Raw genomic sequence first — 17,183 nt, forward strand, 5'->3', positions numbered from 1 at the left:
TAAAAATAACAAATAATTGCTTTAGATACGGAAACCGTAGCCCAAATACACGTCGGCCTGTTTCGCATTGGATGACAAAGCGGTGAACGCCGATGACGAACCGATGAAGAACCCGTACGCCCGGAAACCAAAGCCTGCCGAAAATCCGGAAATTTCATTGACCGACAGCGGCACGTAAAATTCAATGTTGCGGTTCAACAGGTATCGCGGTGTAAGCGACGTCACGTTCTCAACGGCAATCTGGTCGTTCTCGTTGTTTTCTTTTATTTTTTGCTGCGTAAAAATCGTGGCGTAAAACCCTTGGATGATTTTCACGTCGGCGTAGCCCACGAATGTGGCAGGCAACTGCACTTTAAAGTCTGTCGCGTTGTTTTCGGTGCGGTTGAGATAACCGCTGGCCAGTAATATTTCCTCGACTTCCTGCAAGCTTTCGATGTCTTGGAACTGATTCAAATTGAGGCTTTCCGTTGCCGGGATGTTCAATTCGTAATTCGTGGACGCGTTGTTCGTGTCGCTGAAGGTCATGCCGCCCAAGTTCCTGATGGCGAGACCGGCGTTGAGCTTGTATCTTCCTTCTTCCTCGTCTTTCCAGCGGTAGTTGACGCCCAAATCTGCGGCGAAGCCATTGGGTTTTCCAAAGAGCGACCCGGTATAGTCTCCGAATTGGCTGAAACTTTCCCCGAGATTCCCCGAGTAGGCGATGTTGACGGAGGCACTGGCATCGGTCAGTTCCACATCACCGGCGGCGTACACGATCGTACCATTGAAGTCGCGCGCACCGAAGTTGGCATACGAACCCGGAAAAAGGATTTTGAGGGTAACGCCTGCGCCGAAACTGTGCTGCTGGTCATCGTATAGGTTTCGGGCCACGGAAATCCCGACTTCGCCCCAAGACGTTCCGGTGAGCCTTTGGTTGTAGTCGTTGTTGAGCGTGGTCGTACTCACTAGTGAATTGAGCCCGCCGTTCACGATGGCGTCGCCGATGTTCGGGTCAACATCCACCAGGTCAAGCCTTGCGTACGCTTTGGTCATGAGTGCGAAAGTCCATTTGTCATGCTTATAGGCGAAACCCGGCCCGACGATTTCCCCGTCGATGCGCAGGTTCACGGTTTCCGAGCCGCTGAACAGTTTTTCTTCGAGGTTGTCACCGCCAATGAGATCGCCAATGCCCAGTTTGTTGTTGGAGGCTACGATGCTGGGCGCGAAAATGAACACGTCGTATTTTGACGGGTTGTTGGCCAATTCGGCCGGATTCAGAAGGCCGCTCATGATGCCGCCGCGCGACGATGTGCCGATGCCTGCGAAATGTTGTTGCGCCGATGCCGTGATGCTGGCCAGTAGCGCGAAAATCAGAAGGTTTCTCATACTGTTTGTTTTGGGGAAGTTACCGCGTTTTTGGGCGGATGTCTTACACTTTATGAAACGGAAGTTACAACATTTAAATTGCCCGCCAAAGGGCATCATCGGGAACGGGCGCCGTGATGACCAAATTTTCCTTGGAGACCGGATGCGTAAAGGCGAGTTGCCGTGCGTGCAGGGAAATGCCGCCGTCCGGATTGCTGCGGTCGGAACCGTATTTAAGGTCGCCCTTGATGGGGCAACCGATGGCAGCCAATTGGGCGCGTATCTGGTGATGGCGTCCGGTATGCAGGTCGATTTCCAGGACGTAATAGTTGTTGAGTGACGCGATGATCTTGTAGTCGAGGACCGCTTTTTTGCTGTTGCCGACTTCTTTGATGTGCGCTTTGGACGTGTTGCTTTTTTCGTGTCGTACCAGGAAATGCTCAAGCGTGCCCGATTCCTGTGGTGGTCGGTTCTTGACGATGGCCCAATAGGTTTTCTGGGTTTCGCGGTTCTTGAACAAATCGTTCAATCGTGTTAGGGCCTTTGAAGTCTTTGCAAAAACGACGATGCCCGTGGTAGGCCGATCGAGCCGGTGGACGACGCCGAGAAACACATCGCCGGGTTTTTGGTATTTGTCTTTAAGGTATTCCTTGACGATGTCGGACAAGGGTTTGTCTCCGGTTTTGTCGCCTTGCACGATGTCGCCGACGCGCTTGTTGACCACGATGATGTGGTTGTCTTCGTGTAGGATTTGCAGGTTGTCTTTGGTGGAAACGATTTTCATGGGAAGACGGATGCCCGCGTTAGCGGTTGGAGCGGATAGCCCGCAGCGCAGCGAGGACTATAAGCGAAAGACGCGACGGCGGCGTCAGCAAGCCGGAACGCCCAAACCATCATTGTCAATTATCCATTATCAATTGTCAATTAATACTGTTCTTTCTCATTCGGGAAATCTTTCGATTTCACATCGCCGACGTATTTTCCGATGGCGGCCGTCATGTCGTCGTATAGGTTCATGTAGCGGCGCAGGAACCGCGGACTGAATTCGTTATTCATGCCGAGCATGTCGTGGATGACCAGAACCTGACCGTCAACGCCGCCACCGGCACCGATGCCGATGACGGGAATGGAAATACTTTTGGCGACTTTTTCGGCCAATGCTGCCGGGATTTTTTCGAGCACGAGCGCGAAACAACCTAATTGTTCCAAGAGTTTGGCATCTTCGAGGAGTTTCTCGGCTTCAGCCTCTTCTTTGGCGCGCACGCTGTAGGTGCCGAATTTATAAATGGACTGCGGGGTCAAACCCAAATGGCCCATGACCGGGATGCCCGCGTTGAGGATGCGGCGGATGGATTCCTTGATTTCGCTGCCACCTTCCATTTTTACGGCGTGTGCACCGCTTTCCTTCATGATCCTGATAGACGAACGCAGCGCTTCTTTCGGGTCTGACTGGTAGCTGCCGAAGGGCAAATCTACGACGACCAAGGCGCGGTGCGCGGCGCGCACGACCGAACCCGCATGGTAGATCATCTGGTCTAGCGTAATGGGCAACGTGGTTTCGTGGCCGGCCATGACATTGGAGGCCGAATCGCCTACGAGAATGACATCTACGCCCGCACTGTCAACGATTCTGGCCATCGTAAAATCGTAGGCCGTGAGCATGGAAATTTTCTCGCCGCCGGCTTTCATGTCGATAAGCGTTCGGGTCGTGATGCGTTTGTAATCTTTCTTGGCGACAGACATACCGTTTGTTTTAAGCACGTAAAAGTAGTAAATGCTTTTGAGCGGATGTAACGCGCCATCGTTTTTTTGCACTAACGTTCACAAAAACCGAAAAACCATGCGCCATCTCTTTTTGGGCTTTTGCCTTTTGCTGTTGCAACCTGCCGTGTCTCAGGAAGCCGAAGTTAAGCAAACCATTCTCGATTTTTTCAAGGCCTTCCACGCCCGTGATACCGTGGCGATGAAAGCGGTGATTGACAAAGAAATCGTGTTCCATACCGTAAGTGAGAAGGCGAGTGGCGTAGTCATGGAAGCGCAATCGCGTGAAAATTTCCTGAAATCTGTGGCGTCGATGTCTAAAAGCATTGCGTACGAGGAACGGCTGACGGGTTGGAACATCCAAGTCGATAAGAAACTCGCGCACGTCTGGACGCCGTATGAATTTTACGTGAACGGGCAGTTGGTGCACACCGGTGTGGATTCGTTCCAGCTCTACTGGAAAAACGGCTTCTGGAAGATCATTTATTGCGCGGATACGAGGAACCGGTTGTAATCTTTATAAAATCTTTACGGTTTCGGCGACAATCTGAATACTTCACTTGCGGCTTATGGCGTACCTTTGCCTCGAAGTATTCCAGATGAAGACAACACGTCCTTTCGAGCAATCAAAAAGCCAATATGCCATTGGGTTGTTGGTTGTTGGCGCCGTATCGTTTGTTTGCCTGTTCACCCGTGAAGCGTTCAGTTACCAGTTTACCGCTTATATCTTGTTGGCCACTGTCTCTATCTTGGCGATGTTCCTCGAGCTGTATCCGGTACTCGTTTCGGCGGCAGTGAGTGCCTTGGTGCTGGACTTTTTCTTCATCAAACCGTATTACACGTTGCACATCAACAGCGCCGAAGATTTGCTGTTGTTGCTTTTGTTCCTGGTGATTGTCGTGGTGAACGGCGTGCTGACCCATAAAATCCGGAAAGCCGCACAAATGGCTCGTATCCGCGAGACCCGAACGGATACCATGAAGTTGTACAATACGTTGCTTGACTCGCTGTCGCATGAACTGCGCACTCCGATAGCGACCATTATTGGCGCATTGGGAAATTTGCAGGACGAAGTATTGTCTGAACAGCAACGCCGGGAGCTGCTGGGCGAAATGGACAAGGCATCGGTGCGGCTGAACCGGCAAGTGGAAAACCTGCTGAACATGTCGCGGCTGGAGTCGGGTTTCATCCAGCCGAAAGCCGATTGGCTGGATATGGATGAATTGCTGCACAATGTGGTCAACCAGCTTTCTTCGGAATTGGTTGGTCATAAAGTCACGATTGCCAGCGATGATTTGCTGCCATTGTTTAAGTTGGACTATGGGCTCACCGAACAAATCTTCTACAACCTGATTTTCAATGCGTCGCAGCACACACCCAAAGGCGCGGCCATCACAATCAACATCTCGTTTTCGCCGGCAGTAGATTATGAAACCGGCGGAGAGAACATGACCTGTATCGTGACCGTGGCCGATAATGGCGATGGTTTTCCGGAAGCCGACCTGGGTAAGGCATTCGATAAGTTCTACCGTTCGGCCCACGCAAAAACCGGCGGCACGGGCTTGGGTTTGTCTATCGTGAAAGGTTTTACCGAAGCGCAAGACGGTACCATCACGCTGGAAAACCAACCCGACGGCGGGGCATTGTTTACGGTGTCTTTTGCCGCGCCTGTTCTGCAAACCAAAGAAATCGGACATGACTAACCGTGCGCACATATTGGTCATCGACGACGAAAGCCAGATCAGGAAACTCCTGGAGATTACCTTGGAATCGCACGGGTATCAAGTGCATTTCGCGTTGAACGGGAAAGAAGGCATCCAACTGGCAGCGAACCGTCCGCCGGATCTAATCCTGCTCGATTTGGGGCTTCCGGACCTGGACGGACAGCAGGTGTTGCGCGCTTTGCGGCAGTGGTATTCTAAGCCCATCATCATCTTGTCTGTACGCAATGCCGAAGACGACATCGTAACCGCGCTAGATCATGGCGCGAATGACTTTTTGAACAAGCCGTTCCGGGCGCAGGAGTTGCTTGCCCGCATCCGGAGTGCTTTGCGCGTGCAACTTCCGTCGGTGAATGATCCGGTGTTCCGGTTGGGAAATTTGGACATTGACCTTGCGGCACGGTCTGTCAAGAAAAACGGGCAATTGCTCAAGCTGACAGCCACCGAGTATAATTTGTTGGCGTTGCTCGTAAAAAATGAAGGCCGTGTATTGACGCACCAATATTTGCTCCGCGAAATCTGGGGACCGAGTTATGCCGACCAAACCCAATATCTGCGCGTTTTCGTGGCGCAACTCAGAAAGAAAATCGAGGATGATGCCAACCGTCCTAAATATTTATTGACCGAATCGGGGATAGGCTACCGCTTCCAATCCGGGTAAAAATCAATTTACATATCGCAAACCCTTGCCGCCAACAGCCGTTGCGCGACAGGACTTCTCATGTTTTAAAATCAGACTATTATGCAACAACATTTTAAGAAAATCACGGCGGCATCTTTGCTGGTCGCACTCGGTATCATTTACGGCGACATCGGTACCTCGCCGCTGTACGTCATGAAAGCCATCGTGGGCGACCGTGATATTTCGCAACATTTGATCTACGGCGGGATTTCGTGCGTATTCTGGACGCTCACGTTCCAAACCACATTCAAGTACATTTTCTTGACGCTTTCGGCCGACAACCACGGAGAAGGCGGCGTATTTTCTTTGTATGCGCTGGTGAAACGCTTCGGGAAAGGCAAACTCGTCATCCCGACGATTCTGGGCGCCACGACACTGTTGGCCGATGGCATCATTACGCCACCCATTTCTGTGGCTTCTGCCGTGGAAGGACTGGAAGTGGTTTCGCCGGGCTTGCCCACGATCCCGATCGTCATCGTGATTTTATCCTTGCTGTTCTTTTTCCAACGTTTCGGGACGCAGAAGGTTGGCTCGTTTTTCGGGCCGATGATGTTGATTTGGTTTTCGATGCTCACCGTATTGGGCGTGTCACAAATCGTCCACCATCCGGAAATCCTGAAGGCTTTGAACCCGATTTATGCGTATGATTTACTGGTGGAATATCCGCAAGGTTTCTGGTTGCTCGGTGCCGTATTCCTCTGTACGACCGGCGCGGAAGCCTTGTACTCAGACCTCGGCCATTGCGGTCGGCGCAACATCAGGATTACGTGGGTTTTCGTCAAATTGGCGTTGATCACCAATTATCTGGGTCAGGCTGCGTGGCTCATGACACGGCAACAGCCGAAGCTTGACGGCGTGAATCCGTTCTATGCCATCATGCCTGATTGGTTCTTGATTCCGGGCATCGTCATCGCAACGCTGGCGGCCATCATCGCGTCGCAGGCGTTGATCAGCGGTTCATACACACTTATCAACGAAGCGATTTCACTCAATTTCTGGCCGCGAGTGTCGTTGAAGAACCCGACCGATCTGAAAGGTCAGATTTATATTCCGTCAATCAATACTATTTTGTGGATCGGTTGCATCCTGATGGTGCTCTATTTCAAGAGTTCGGAACACATGGAAGCGGCGTATGGCTTTTCGATCACCGTGGCGATGATGATGACTACGCTGCTATTGGTGTACTACCTGAAATTCATCAGGAAAGTGCACGGGTGTTGGATTTTGTTGGTTTTTGTCGTCTTCGGCGCGATTGAGGTGTCATTTTTCGTGGCGAACATCGTTAAGATCAAGGAACGTTGGATGTTTCTTTTCTTCGAACTATTCATTTTCCTGGTGATGTACACTTGGTACTATGCCCGGAAAATCAACAACCGTTTCCTGAAATTCACCAACTTGGAACAGCATGTACCGATGCTCAAGGAACTGAGTGCCGATGCGTCGATAAGCAAGTATTCCACACACTTGATTTACTTGACCAAGGCCGACCGGAACTACGACATCGAGGAAAAGATCATCAAGTCTATTTTTGCCAAGAAACCCAAGCGTGCCGACGTCTATTGGTTTGTGCACATCCATCGGGTGAACGAGCCGTTCCGCCTGGATTATGAAGTCATTGAACTGGCCGACGACAAAGTCATCAAGGTTGTGATCAATGTCGGGTTCCGGATCCAGCCACGCGTGGAATTGTATTTCCGACAGATTGTGCGCGATCTGGTGATGAACAAGGAACTGAACCTGCACATTACGCCGGACGGTTCAACCCGTTACAACAACCAGCCGGATTATAAGTTTATCCTTCAGGAGAAATTCCTGTCTGTCGAAAACGAATTCTCCGTCCGCGACGGCGTTTTGCTCCATGCCTACTACTGGCTGAAACACCTTTCCATCCCAGACACGAAAGCCTTCGGGCTCGACAAGAGCGACGTCGAGACCGAGCAGATTCCAATCATTTACCAACCAGTTGCACAAACCCCTTTGCAACGCAAAACCCTCTAACATGAAACAGATTTGCCTAGTTCTTTTGTTCCTGGCTACCGCAGCCGCTGCACAGACCGATACCTTGAAAGTGCCATTTGTAGACCGCGACCTCACCTGGATCAACGGCCAAAACCGCCAACAGCATTTCCCGCTGACCTTTAAGGATGGCAATGGGGAAACTGTCATTGCCGGTGTGGCGTATCTGGATTCGTATTTCAACTACGACTTTAACAACCCGATAGACAACACCCACACGATTTCTTCTACCATTGGGCGCAGCAATGAATTTACGGTAAACTTGGCGAGCATCGGGATTGAATCCAATTACCAGAACATCATCGGGCGGCTGTGGCTGCAGTACGGACAAATGGCCGCGATTGTTCAGGACGCGGATGGCACAGTCTTGCACGGAAGAAACACGTCTGTCAATAACCTGAAATACATCCGTGAAGCTGCAGCCGGTTATCATTTCAACAAATGGTATGGCGTCAATGTGGAAATGGGGATTTTCATGAGTTACATCGGGCTGGAGAGTTACATCACGCAAGAAAACTGGACGTACCAGCGGTCTTTGGTGTGCGACTTTACACCGTTTTATTTCTCGGGTGCGCGGTTGCAGGTTTTCCCGACGCAGCATTTCAAGACCGAACTCTGGCTGCTCAACGGCTGGCAGAGTTACAATTCCTGGACGCGTTCGGTAGGTGTGGGCAATTCCAATTATTACCGCCCAACCAACAACTTGCAACTCGTGGCGAATTTTTACTACGGACAGGACAGCCGGCAACCCATAAAGCGTTTCCATCATGACCACAGCGTCGTGTATCGGTATTTCGCCGACAAAGGCGCGCAGGGTTTGTCTCAGGCGGCGTTCAGTCTGAACAACCACTACGGTTTTCAGGATGGCAGCGGGAATTCCGCTAAGAGCCAGTTCATGCTGGGCAGTTCACTGGCCAACCGGCTTTGGTTCAATAAGAACAAGTTGGCCGTGACGTTTCGTGCCGATTTCGTGAAAAACCCCGGTTTGCATCTGGCTTTTTCGCCCTCGCCGGTCACGCCGAACGATTTCACCGATGCCATTGCCAATGATCCGAAACAGGATTTGGTCATTGGGCAAGGCACGGTCACTTTCGATATCATGCCCAACGATTATGTCACCTTTCGGTTGGAATGCCGCTACCGCAAGAGCAACGTGCCTTATTTTGCAGGAAACGGCGGTACGACCTCGCCCGATGGCTGGGCCGATACGTCCAGCGAAAACTGGAGGCCTGACTTGGTAAAAGACGAAACAGGAATTACGGTAGCCGTGAATTTCAGGTTATAGGAATCAACGGGAGTTGTGTTCCTGCAGGAGTTTTAAGGTGTGTTCCAACGCGTTTCCCTGCCAGCCCAAATGCCCGGGGATGACGAATTTTGCATCGGGGCATCGAGACATCACGTTTTGGATGCTGTTGGGCCAGGCCTGGACGTTGGCATCTGCGAGATTGCCCAGGTCAGGGCTTTCCTCGCTCTTGACGAAACATCCGCCGTACAGGATTTTGTCTGCCGGAAACCACACCACGATATTGTCTGGCGTGTGGCCTTCGCCCGGGTAAATGACGCGAAAGCGGTGCGTTCCGAATTCGAACATTTGGTCTGGACGGACGATTTTATTGGCCTTCGGTTCCCCGAATTTCTCGCAAAGCGCATACGTCTGCTCGCTGGAATAGGTTGCTATCCCCGCTTTCCTAAAGATATCGAATCCGCCGGTGCGGTCGTCGTGAAAATGCGTCGCCAAGCAAAGGATGACTTTCTTTTTGTGTTTGCGCCAAATGGAATCGAGTAGTGGCTGGCATTGTGTGGTATCCCACGGCGTATCGATCAAGATAGCACCCTTCGGCGTGACGATATACATGCCGTTGGCCGGATACGGTTGACCGCCGTAGTCTTTATGGGTCGTGAAAACATAGAAGTCTTCGGTTAGTTTCTGGATTTCGAGTTTTTGTGCAAAACCGGAAACGCTTAAGAGCAGGAAAATGAGCAACTTTTTCATGGTTAACAATCGGCCATATTGACGGCCACGGCGAGCCCGCCTTCGGAAGTTTCCTTGTATTTGTTGTTCATGTCTTTTGCCGTTTGCCACATCGTATCGATGACTTTGTCCAGCGGCACTTTGGCGTTTTTCGGATCGGTTTCCAGGGCGAGTTCGGCGGCGTTGATGGCCTTGATGGCGCCCATGGTATTGCGCTCGATGCACGGGATCTGGACCAATCCGCCCACCGGATCGCAAGTCATGCCTAAGTGGTGTTCCATCGCGATTTCAGCCGCCATGAGCACTTGTTCGGGTGTGCCGCCCATGACTTCGCAAAGCGCGCCGGCCGCCATTGCAGACGATACGCCGATTTCGGCCTGACAGCCGCCCATAGCCGCAGAAATGGTGGAGCCTTTCTTGAAAATACTGCCGATTTCCCCTGCAACCATCAGGAATTGTTTGATTTCGTTATCGCCGCCCTGGTGGTTTTCGATGGTGAGATAATACATCAATACCGCCGGAATGACGCCCGCGCTTCCGTTGGTTGGCGCCGTCACTACGCGGCCGAGCGCGGCGTTGACTTCGTTGACGGCCAACGCGAAACAGCTTACCCATTTCAGGATTTGCCGGAACTTCACTTCGGTTTTGCGGATGGCTTCGAGCCATTCTTGCGGATTGTTGTAGTTGGAAAGGCCAATCAGGTTCTGGTGCATGTCAAATGCGCGCCTCCGCACACTCAAGCCGCCGGGTAAAATGCCTTCCGAATGGCAACCGATGTACATGCATTCCAGCATGGTGTGCCATACCCGGAGCAGTTCGTCGTGGATTTCCTGCTCGCTGCGTAGTGACTTTTCGTTTTCGTAAACGATGTCGGAGATTTTCTTGTGTTCTTGCTGCGTGTAAGCCAACAATTCCTCGGCTTTGTCTATCGGATAAGGAAACGTGCTTTTGGCGACTTTCTTTTTCTTGGCGTTGCTGCGTTCTTCCTTGACCACAAAACCGCCGCCGATGGAGTAGAACGTAGATTCGTAATGCGAACCATCGTCAAAATAAGCGGTAAACATCAGGCCGTTGGCATGGAACGGCAGGAAGTTTTTGTTGAAAACGATGTCCATCAAAAAGGAAAACGAGATGATTTTCTCGTTGCCCAGATGGATTTCGTTTTTCTCTTCGATGTCTTTGATGATGCCGGAAATGTTTTCCACCGGGATGTATTCCGGATCTTGTCCGCTCAAGCCCAGCATGACCGCCAGGTCTGTGGCGTGTCCTTTTCCGGTCAGTGACAGCGAACCATATAAATCGACTTTGACGCGTTCCGTACTGCCCAGCTTGCCTTGTTCTCGGAGTTCAGACAAGAAGCGTTCGGCGGCACGCCATGGGCCAAGCGTGTGCGAACTGGACGGCCCGACGCCGATTTTCAACATGTCAAATACGGAGATGGATTCCTGCATAATCTGGATTTAGCTTCACAAATATAATCGGATTGCACCAACACGGTGCGCGCGAGCCGTTAAAATTATGGAAAGAGTGGCCGGGAAACGGCCCGAATTATTATTTTTGGGCATTCTTAAAATACCATGAAGAAACTCCTTGTATTGCTGCTTTTGTCGTCATCGGTGCTGTCCGGGCAAACATTAAATGAAATGCATGCCCGAAGCATAAAAGCCTATAAAAGAGATGACTTCAAGCTTTTTTTGGAATGGACCAAAAGACTAGACAGCATCCGTCCATCGCATCCATCGTACACTTATAACCTGGCCGCCGCGTACGCCTTGAACCAACAGCCGGAACGCGCCATCGCCATGCTAAAAAAATCCATTCTTATGGATGGCAGTACGGCGTATGAGCAAGACAAGGATTTTGTGTCGCTGCACAATCTGGCAGGTTTCCAGCAGTTGGCGCAGTATAAAACGACGGTACAACAGCCGGTAAGCACGTCGGCCAAAGTCGTGTCGCTCAGTGAAAAAGACTTGCATCCGGAAGGTTTGTGCTACCTGGCCAAAAAGAAGAAGTGGCTGGCAGGCAGCGTCAGGAAAGGTAAAATCGTTGTGTTCGACCTGAAATCGGGCGAATGTATAGACTGGCTCGATACAGATTTGCCGGTGTTTTCAATCAAGGCCGATGAAGATGAAAAATACCTGTGGGCCGCAACGGCTGCGGTTCCTGAGATGGAAGGTTTTGACCTGAAATGGGACGGCCGTGGCGAGGTGCTCAAAATCGAAATCAAGTCCAAGACAATCGTGGCGCGGTTCAAGGCGCCGGGAAAACACGTCTTCGGGGATTTGATAGTGGCGCGGGATGGTGCGGTGTATGTGTCCGACAGCGAAAATCCGGTCGTCTATAAAATAGAAGGCGACGCCATGATACCGTGGTTCAGGCTTAACGACCGCATTTATAGCTTTCAGGGATTGACCTTCAATGCAGACCAGTCTAAAATTTACCTGGCAGACTATCTGAGCGGCATCGTTGAAATTCCGGTGGCCGCGCCCAAGGCGTTCCGTTTCCTATCTATGCCTGACGGTACGGTCGAGAAAGGCATTGACGGCTTGGTTTGGTTTGACCAATCGCTCATTGCAATCCACAACGGCGTGAAGCCCATCCGCGTCATCCGATACAAAATGGATGGCGCAGGAAATCTTGTCGGTTATGAAACGATAGACAACAACCGGCCGGAATTCGCTGAACCCACTTTGGGAACTGTGGCAAAAGACGCTTTCTACTTTTTCGGGAATTGCCCTTGGCCGGCCTATGACATTCGGCACCAGCTTGATCTTTCCAAACTTCAGGCGCCGGAGCTTTATTCCTTCCGATTGCGGAAATGATGGTTTAGCACGACCGCGCTGGTCGCGATACCGAGTAAATCGAACCCCAAATCGTACAGGCTGAAACTGCGCATCGGCGAAAGTTGCTGCAATGTTTCCTCGACGATGGCAATTGCCGTTGCGAGGATGATTCCGTGTGGCAGTCTGAAAGTGGTACCTGAGACCGACTTGTGGAAGACTTTCCCGAGCAGATAACCCCACCATCCATACAAAATAAAATGCCCTATGCTGTCGTAGTAGGGAATGTCGTGGAGTTTGGTCGGGATTAGCCCAGCATACGCCAAGAAGCCGATAAGCACCATCGCCGCGGAATACAAGACAAGCTGGATTTTATGGGTCATGTTCAGGGATAAACGAAGGTGTTCCTCATTTATTTTGGAGCAGATGCACTGTCAGTGGCCGTGGTAACGATACTTTTTGGCATCTCACACAGCGTAATGATGACAGGTTGTCAGTAAATTGAGCGTAATTGGTGACACGGCGTTCATTTTTCGGCCATGGCACAACGCTTGACAATGGCGCCGCGAAACTTGAAAAAATCATTTTAAATCATAAACTAAACACATAAGAAAATGGGTAAAATCATTGGAATCGACTTGGGCACCACGAACTCCTGCGTTGCCGTTATGGAAGGTAGCGAACCGGTAGTCGTACCAAATGCCGAAGGAAAAAGAACCACGCCGTCGGTCATCGCTTTTGTTGAAGGCGGCGAAATCAAGGTAGGCGACCCGGCCAAAAGGCAAGCGGTCACCAACCCGCAAAAAACCATTGCATCCGTGAAGCGTTTCATGGGCAACAAATTCTCCGAAAGCCAGAAAGAAGCCGAGCGCGTTCCTTATAAAGTGGTGAAAGGCGACAACGATACACCGCGTGTGGACATCGACGGCCGCCTGTACACGCCGCAGGAATTGTCTGCGATGACGTTGCAGAAGATGAAGAAGACCGCCGAAGATTACCTCGGGCAAACCGTGACGGAAGCGGTGATCACCGTTCCGGCGTATTTTAACGACGCGCAACGTCAGGCCACCAAGGAAGCCGGAGAAATCGCAGGCCTGAAAGTCATGCGTATCATCAACGAGCCAACCGCTGCGGCATTGGCTTACGGACTCGACAAAAAAGGACAAGACCAGAAGATTGCCGTTTACGATTTGGGCGGCGGTACGTTCGATATTTCCATCCTGGAATTGGGCGATGGCGTGTTCGAAGTATTGTCAACGAATGGTGACACACACTTGGGCGGGGATGACTTTGACCAGGAAATTATCAACTGGTTGGCCGACGAGTTCAAAACGGAAGAAGGTGTTGACCTGCGTCAGGATCCGATGTCGCTCCAGCGTTTGAAGGAAGCGGCAGAGAAAGCGAAAATTGAATTGTCTTCATCCTCGCAAACCGAAATCAACTTGCCGTACATCACGGCCACGGCCTCCGGACCGAAACACTTGGTGAAAACCCTGACCCGCGCGAAATTTGAGCAATTGACCGACACACTCGTAAGGCGTTCCATGACACCGGTGGAAAAAGCGTTGAAGGACGCAGGATTGTCTAAGTCCGACATCGACGAAATCATCCTCGTGGGCGGCTCGACCCGCATCCCGAAAATCCAAGAAGAAGTAGAGAAATTCTTCGGTAAGAAACCTTCGAAAGGCGTAAACCCGGACGAAGTGGTCGCCATCGGCGCGGCCATTCAAGGCGGTGTTTTGAGCGGTGACGTAAAAGACGTGCTCTTGCTCGACGTAACGCCACTGTCACTCGGTATCGAAACCATGGGCAATGTGATGACTAAACTCATCGAGTCCAACACGACCATCCCGACCAAGAAATCACAGGTGTTCTCGACTGCCGCCGACAACCAGCCAAGTGTTGAAATCCACGTGCTGCAGGGCGAGCGGACAATGGCGCACGACAACAAAACCATCGGACGTTTCCACCTGGACGGCATTCCGCCTGCACCGCGAGGCGTGCCACAGATTGAGGTGACTTTTGACATCGATGCCAACGGCATCATCAAAGTGTCGGCTACTGATAAAGGCACCGGAAAATCGCATGACATCCGTATCGAGGCATCGTCTGGACTGACACCTGAAGAAATCGATAGGATGAAGAAAGACGCCGAAGCCAATGCCGATGCAGACCGCAAGGCCAAGGAAAAAGCCGACAAGCTCAATGAAGCCGATTCGATGATTTTCCAGACAGAGAGCCAATTGAAAGAATACGGTGAAAAGTTGTCGGCGGGTAATAAGGAAGCGATTGAATCTGCACTCGCGGGCTTGAAATCGGCCTACGAAACCAAGGACATCGACACCATCCAGCCGGCGCTTGACAAGATCAATGAAGCTTGGAAAAACGCGTCGGAAGAAATGTACAAGCAAACCGAAGCGCAAGGCCAGCCGCAACCGGAAGCGCCACAAGGTGAAAGCCAGGGCGACAACGTGCAGGATGTTGACTATGAAGAAGTAAAATAATTTCTAGATGAAGATGAAAAGCCCCGCAACTCGCGGGGCTTTTTATTTTTAATGATGGCGGAACGCAATAGATTTTTTGTTCTCTTTGCTCCGAAAGAGGTTGCCTATCCAAGTGGAAACACGCCCAAAGAGATTTCGCTTTCGGGCAAAAACAACTTCACCCAACAATGCAATGCCATTGCTTTCCATTTCGACATCGTAAGAATCTGCCTGCTTTACGGTTACCACTATGTCATTTAGCCCTATAAATGAAAATACCAAGACATCGCCGGTTTGGGCCTCAATGGCATACCGTCCGTCAAGATCGGTTTGCGTGCCGATATTTTTGTCCTTTATCACTACATTCACGCCCGGGACAGGCAAGCCATTTTCAGAGACGATTCCTGAAACGCGCCTTTGCCTTGCAATTGTGTCCTGCCTTGCGGCTTCATTGGACAACATCGCATCTGTCTTTTCAATCTTGGGCTGCGCCTGCGCAACCGTGGTTTCGTGCCCGAGAATGGCAAAGACGGTAGTAGCCGCTAAGGTCCATACGCGATGCTTTTCTTGCTTTGCGACAAGTTCACGATTCAGTTGCGTACCCGAAAAACGACCACAAATTTTTCCGCTCGCAGTCATTCGCTCCAGGATTTGCCGGTCTGACCATGTCGTGAAGTCGGTTAAGTTCTTCTGGCATTGTTCGCAAAACCTGCCCTTTTCAACGATTGGCATTTCGTTCCATTTTTCATGGCACGGTGTCGGAATGGAGAGGTGTATGTTGCCCTTCATTTCCCAAACATAAAAAAATTATCCTTTTGAATGGAGTAGTTCCACAATTGCTTCGCCGATACGGTCGTTAAAATCTATCGGACGCTCAAGTGGCCATTCAATGCTTTTGGCGAAGTCCATGAATTCTTCATCGTGTGCGCGCCGCTTGCCTGTATTCGGGTCAACCGGAATAAAGCTTGTCCAGAGCAAAGATTTGAGTTGTTGCGTGGGTTCGTCCATCATCAGCATTTCCACCAACAATTCATTGTCGGAACTTTTAAGTAGCCGTGTCCGGATGACGACCTTCTCGGCGTACTTCACCGGTTTCAAGTAAGCGATCTGATGGCCACCGACAACCCAGCTTATCCCTTTAACATAGTAACTATGCAGCTGTAGCCCATAATGGTGTTCCAGATGTTCTTCGCGTGCGTGGAGAAAATAGTCCAAGTAGCGCGCGTTGTTCAGGTGGCCGAAAAGATCGCAATCAGAAAAACGTATTTTGAAAGTTGATTCAGGTGTTTTGTTCATTTTTTATTTATTTTTTGCTAAGCTATACACAATACTATATTTTTGCAAGTAGTATATAAAAAGCGTATTGCTACGTCTGGACATACTGTTGTAAACCACAAGCCATCACGTATGAAAAATTTTGAAAAAAAATGCCCGGTCAGTTATGCCATCGACCTCATTGGCGGGAAATGGAAACTTACGATTCTCCATACGCTCGCGCAAAACAACGGCCCGATGCGGTTCAAGGAACTCGAGCGTACCATCGTCGGGATAACGCCTACGATGCTCACCAAGCAACTGCGCGCGCTGGAGGACGCCGAGCTCGTGCGCCGGAAAATATTTGCGACTGTTCCGCCGACGGTAGAGTATAAACTGAGCCGACACGGCGTATCGATGAAGCCCATGATCGCCGAAATCGAAAAATGGGGCACCGATCAAATGCTGCACAAAGGCTTGGAGCCGCAACCGAGAATTTACTCGTAAACGACAGGAAAGTTTTGGTGTTTCCAAAATAAGTTTGATATTGAACCGTTCTTTTAAAAAAGTCTATGAAAAATATTTTGTTACTACTGCTGGCTGTTGTAAGCCTCAATGTTCAAGCCCAAAAGAAGAAGCCCGTCAAGAAAAAGCCCATGGCAACGGCATCAAAAAGTGCAGTATTGGCCAAATCAGATAACCTGACCGCCGAAATGCTCGAAAAGAACGACACTTACCTGTTTTACACGCTTTCTGGAAAAGACACCTTATTTGCCAAGCCAATTGTGAAGAAAGAAGGCGCGCCTGCAGAAGTCAAGATCGTCCCGTTTACTTCGGGCGGCGCAAAACTCCACTTGATTTCCTGGCAACAGAAAAAGAAAATTGGCGACGCCAAGACCAAACTGGAAAACATCACTGAAAGCCGCACCGAAGTCTGGGATGTCGCGGCGAAGAAAATGGTATTCGAAAACACCTACACGGTAAACAACATCACCGAAGTCGTGTGGCTCGACGCCAACAAAACCGCATCAAAAACCGAAGAAAAAATCAGGCGTGGCGGCACGGAATGTACGCTATCCGCTCAGGGCGACATCATCCTGAAAAACAAGTCGCAGGAAAGCAAATTGGTATTCGACGCGAAACAACAGAAGTTCGTCGCCAAGAAATAAT

Annotated in this window: 17 protein-coding genes; 9 read left to right on the plus strand and 8 right to left on the minus strand. The window is 50.6% G+C overall.

The features are described from left to right. Positions 1-21: 21 nt before the first annotated feature. From ACM9J1_RS01500 to panB, 3 genes are all read right to left on the minus strand, one after another. Positions 22-1,365, minus strand: coding sequence for a DUF5723 family protein (locus ACM9J1_RS01500; protein ID WP_415580094.1), 1,344 nt, complete (start codon positions 1,363-1,365; stop codon positions 22-24). Between the two features lie 73 nt (positions 1,366-1,438). Continuing rightward, positions 1,439-2,128, minus strand: coding sequence for an RluA family pseudouridine synthase (locus tag ACM9J1_RS01505; RefSeq protein ID WP_415580095.1), 690 nt, complete (start codon positions 2,126-2,128; stop codon positions 1,439-1,441). 140 nt (positions 2,129-2,268) lie between these two features. Continuing rightward, positions 2,269-3,087: a 3-methyl-2-oxobutanoate hydroxymethyltransferase gene (gene panB, locus ACM9J1_RS01510; RefSeq protein ID WP_415580096.1), complete on the minus strand. Its 819-nt coding sequence runs from the start codon at positions 3,085-3,087 to the stop codon at positions 2,269-2,271. A 97-nt stretch (positions 3,088-3,184) separates the two neighbouring features. Between panB and ACM9J1_RS01515 the strand changes: the two genes are divergently transcribed. The 5 genes from ACM9J1_RS01515 to ACM9J1_RS01535 all read left to right on the plus strand — a co-directional run bounded on the left by ACM9J1_RS01515 (position 3,185) and on the right by ACM9J1_RS01535 (position 8,809). Beyond that, complete coding sequence (locus tag ACM9J1_RS01515; protein ID WP_415580097.1) at positions 3,185-3,619, plus strand: nuclear transport factor 2 family protein; 435 nt, start codon at positions 3,185-3,187, stop codon at positions 3,617-3,619. A gap of 55 nt (positions 3,620-3,674) precedes the next feature. Continuing rightward, the gene (locus ACM9J1_RS01520) at positions 3,675-4,808 is read left to right on the plus strand and encodes a sensor histidine kinase (RefSeq protein ID WP_415580098.1); all 1,134 of its coding nucleotides are present in this window, start codon (positions 3,675-3,677) and stop codon (positions 4,806-4,808) included. Then, positions 4,801-5,487, plus strand: a complete 687-nt coding sequence (locus tag ACM9J1_RS01525) for a response regulator (RefSeq protein ID WP_415580099.1) — start codon at positions 4,801-4,803, stop codon at positions 5,485-5,487. The genes ACM9J1_RS01520 and ACM9J1_RS01525 overlap by 8 nt, the downstream gene beginning before the upstream one ends. A gap of 81 nt (positions 5,488-5,568) precedes the next feature. After that, positions 5,569-7,506: a KUP/HAK/KT family potassium transporter gene (locus ACM9J1_RS01530; RefSeq protein ID WP_415580100.1), complete on the plus strand. Its 1,938-nt coding sequence runs from the start codon at positions 5,569-5,571 to the stop codon at positions 7,504-7,506. A gap of 1 nt (position 7,507) precedes the next feature. Continuing rightward, entirely contained in the window at positions 7,508-8,809 is a 1,302-nt protein-coding gene (locus tag ACM9J1_RS01535; protein ID WP_415580101.1) for an outer membrane beta-barrel protein, read from the plus strand. 3 nt (positions 8,810-8,812) lie between these two features. Here ACM9J1_RS01535 and bla read toward each other — a convergent pair whose 3' ends face one another. Both bla and ACM9J1_RS01545 read right to left on the minus strand, forming a co-directional pair. Then, on the minus strand, positions 8,813-9,517 hold the full coding sequence (bla, locus tag ACM9J1_RS01540) for a BlaB/IND/MUS family subclass B1 metallo-beta-lactamase (RefSeq protein ID WP_415580102.1): 705 nt from the start codon (positions 9,515-9,517) through the stop codon (positions 8,813-8,815). A 2-nt stretch (positions 9,518-9,519) separates the two neighbouring features. Further along, positions 9,520-10,947: an L-serine ammonia-lyase gene (locus tag ACM9J1_RS01545; protein ID WP_415580104.1), complete on the minus strand. Its 1,428-nt coding sequence runs from the start codon at positions 10,945-10,947 to the stop codon at positions 9,520-9,522. A gap of 126 nt (positions 10,948-11,073) precedes the next feature. Between ACM9J1_RS01545 and ACM9J1_RS01550 the strand changes: the two genes are divergently transcribed. Beyond that, positions 11,074-12,318 carry a TPR end-of-group domain-containing protein gene (locus tag ACM9J1_RS01550; protein ID WP_415580106.1) on the plus strand — a complete coding sequence of 415 codons (1,245 nt, stop codon included), beginning with the start codon at positions 11,074-11,076 and terminating at the stop codon, positions 12,316-12,318. Here the strand turns inward: ACM9J1_RS01550 and ACM9J1_RS01555 are convergent. Then, positions 12,294-12,659 carry a VanZ family protein gene (locus ACM9J1_RS01555; protein WP_415580107.1) on the minus strand — a complete coding sequence of 122 codons (366 nt, stop codon included), beginning with the start codon at positions 12,657-12,659 and terminating at the stop codon, positions 12,294-12,296. The two genes, ACM9J1_RS01550 and ACM9J1_RS01555, sit on opposite strands and share 25 nt — an antisense overlap. A 231-nt stretch (positions 12,660-12,890) precedes the next feature. Between ACM9J1_RS01555 and dnaK the strand changes: the two genes are divergently transcribed. Then, complete coding sequence (gene dnaK, locus ACM9J1_RS01560; RefSeq protein ID WP_415580109.1) at positions 12,891-14,780, plus strand: molecular chaperone DnaK; 1,890 nt, start codon at positions 12,891-12,893, stop codon at positions 14,778-14,780. A gap of 48 nt (positions 14,781-14,828) precedes the next feature. On the opposite strand, the gene ACM9J1_RS01565 is transcribed toward dnaK, so the two are convergent. Together ACM9J1_RS01565 and ACM9J1_RS01570 are read right to left on the minus strand one after the other, a co-directional pair. Continuing rightward, a complete protein-coding gene (locus tag ACM9J1_RS01565; RefSeq protein ID WP_415580110.1) occupies positions 14,829-15,491 on the minus strand; it encodes a carboxypeptidase-like regulatory domain-containing protein in 663 nt (220 codons plus the stop codon). 75 nt (positions 15,492-15,566) lie between these two features. After that, entirely contained in the window at positions 15,567-16,055 is a 489-nt protein-coding gene (locus ACM9J1_RS01570) for an acyl-CoA thioesterase (protein WP_415580111.1), read from the minus strand. Positions 16,056-16,166: 111 nt separating this feature from the next. On the opposite strand from ACM9J1_RS01570, the gene ACM9J1_RS01575 reads away from it, so the two are divergent. After that, complete coding sequence (locus tag ACM9J1_RS01575) at positions 16,167-16,520, plus strand: winged helix-turn-helix transcriptional regulator (protein WP_415580112.1); 354 nt, start codon at positions 16,167-16,169, stop codon at positions 16,518-16,520. 65 nt (positions 16,521-16,585) lie between these two features. Continuing rightward, positions 16,586-17,182 (plus strand): hypothetical protein, encoded by a 597-nt coding sequence (locus ACM9J1_RS01580; protein WP_415580113.1) that lies wholly within the window; start codon positions 16,586-16,588, stop codon positions 17,180-17,182. Position 17,183 lies beyond the last annotated feature (1 nt).

The sequence above is a fragment of the Flavobacterium longum genome (assembly GCF_965137575.1).
Taxonomy (GTDB): Bacteria; Bacteroidota; Bacteroidia; order Flavobacteriales; family Flavobacteriaceae; genus Flavobacterium; species Flavobacterium longum.

Coding starts and splice junctions, on each gene's coding strand:
- ACM9J1_RS01530 (WP_415580100.1), top strand. CDS start 5,569: ATGCAACAACATTTTAAGAAAATCACGGCGGCATCTTTGCTGGTCGCA.
- ACM9J1_RS01505 (WP_415580095.1), bottom strand. CDS start 2,128: ATGAAAATCGTTTCCACCAAAGACAACCTGCAAATCCTACACGAAGAC.
- ACM9J1_RS01535 (WP_415580101.1), top strand. CDS start 7,508: ATGAAACAGATTTGCCTAGTTCTTTTGTTCCTGGCTACCGCAGCCGCT.
- ACM9J1_RS01520 (WP_415580098.1), top strand. CDS start 3,675: ATGGCGTACCTTTGCCTCGAAGTATTCCAGATGAAGACAACACGTCCT.
- ACM9J1_RS01565 (WP_415580110.1), bottom strand. CDS start 15,491: ATGCCAATCGTTGAAAAGGGCAGGTTTTGCGAACAATGCCAGAAGAAC.
- ACM9J1_RS01545 (WP_415580104.1), bottom strand. CDS start 10,947: ATGCAGGAATCCATCTCCGTATTTGACATGTTGAAAATCGGCGTCGGG.
- ACM9J1_RS01555 (WP_415580107.1), bottom strand. CDS start 12,659: ATGACCCATAAAATCCAGCTTGTCTTGTATTCCGCGGCGATGGTGCTT.
- ACM9J1_RS01525 (WP_415580099.1), top strand. CDS start 4,801: ATGACTAACCGTGCGCACATATTGGTCATCGACGACGAAAGCCAGATC.
- panB (WP_415580096.1), bottom strand. CDS start 3,087: ATGTCTGTCGCCAAGAAAGATTACAAACGCATCACGACCCGAACGCTT.
- ACM9J1_RS01575 (WP_415580112.1), top strand. CDS start 16,167: ATGAAAAATTTTGAAAAAAAATGCCCGGTCAGTTATGCCATCGACCTC.
- dnaK (WP_415580109.1), top strand. CDS start 12,891: ATGGGTAAAATCATTGGAATCGACTTGGGCACCACGAACTCCTGCGTT.
- ACM9J1_RS01500 (WP_415580094.1), bottom strand. CDS start 1,365: ATGAGAAACCTTCTGATTTTCGCGCTACTGGCCAGCATCACGGCATCG.
- ACM9J1_RS01515 (WP_415580097.1), top strand. CDS start 3,185: ATGCGCCATCTCTTTTTGGGCTTTTGCCTTTTGCTGTTGCAACCTGCC.
- ACM9J1_RS01580 (WP_415580113.1), top strand. CDS start 16,586: ATGAAAAATATTTTGTTACTACTGCTGGCTGTTGTAAGCCTCAATGTT.
- ACM9J1_RS01570 (WP_415580111.1), bottom strand. CDS start 16,055: ATGAACAAAACACCTGAATCAACTTTCAAAATACGTTTTTCTGATTGC.
- ACM9J1_RS01550 (WP_415580106.1), top strand. CDS start 11,074: ATGAAGAAACTCCTTGTATTGCTGCTTTTGTCGTCATCGGTGCTGTCC.
- bla (WP_415580102.1), bottom strand. CDS start 9,517: ATGAAAAAGTTGCTCATTTTCCTGCTCTTAAGCGTTTCCGGTTTTGCA.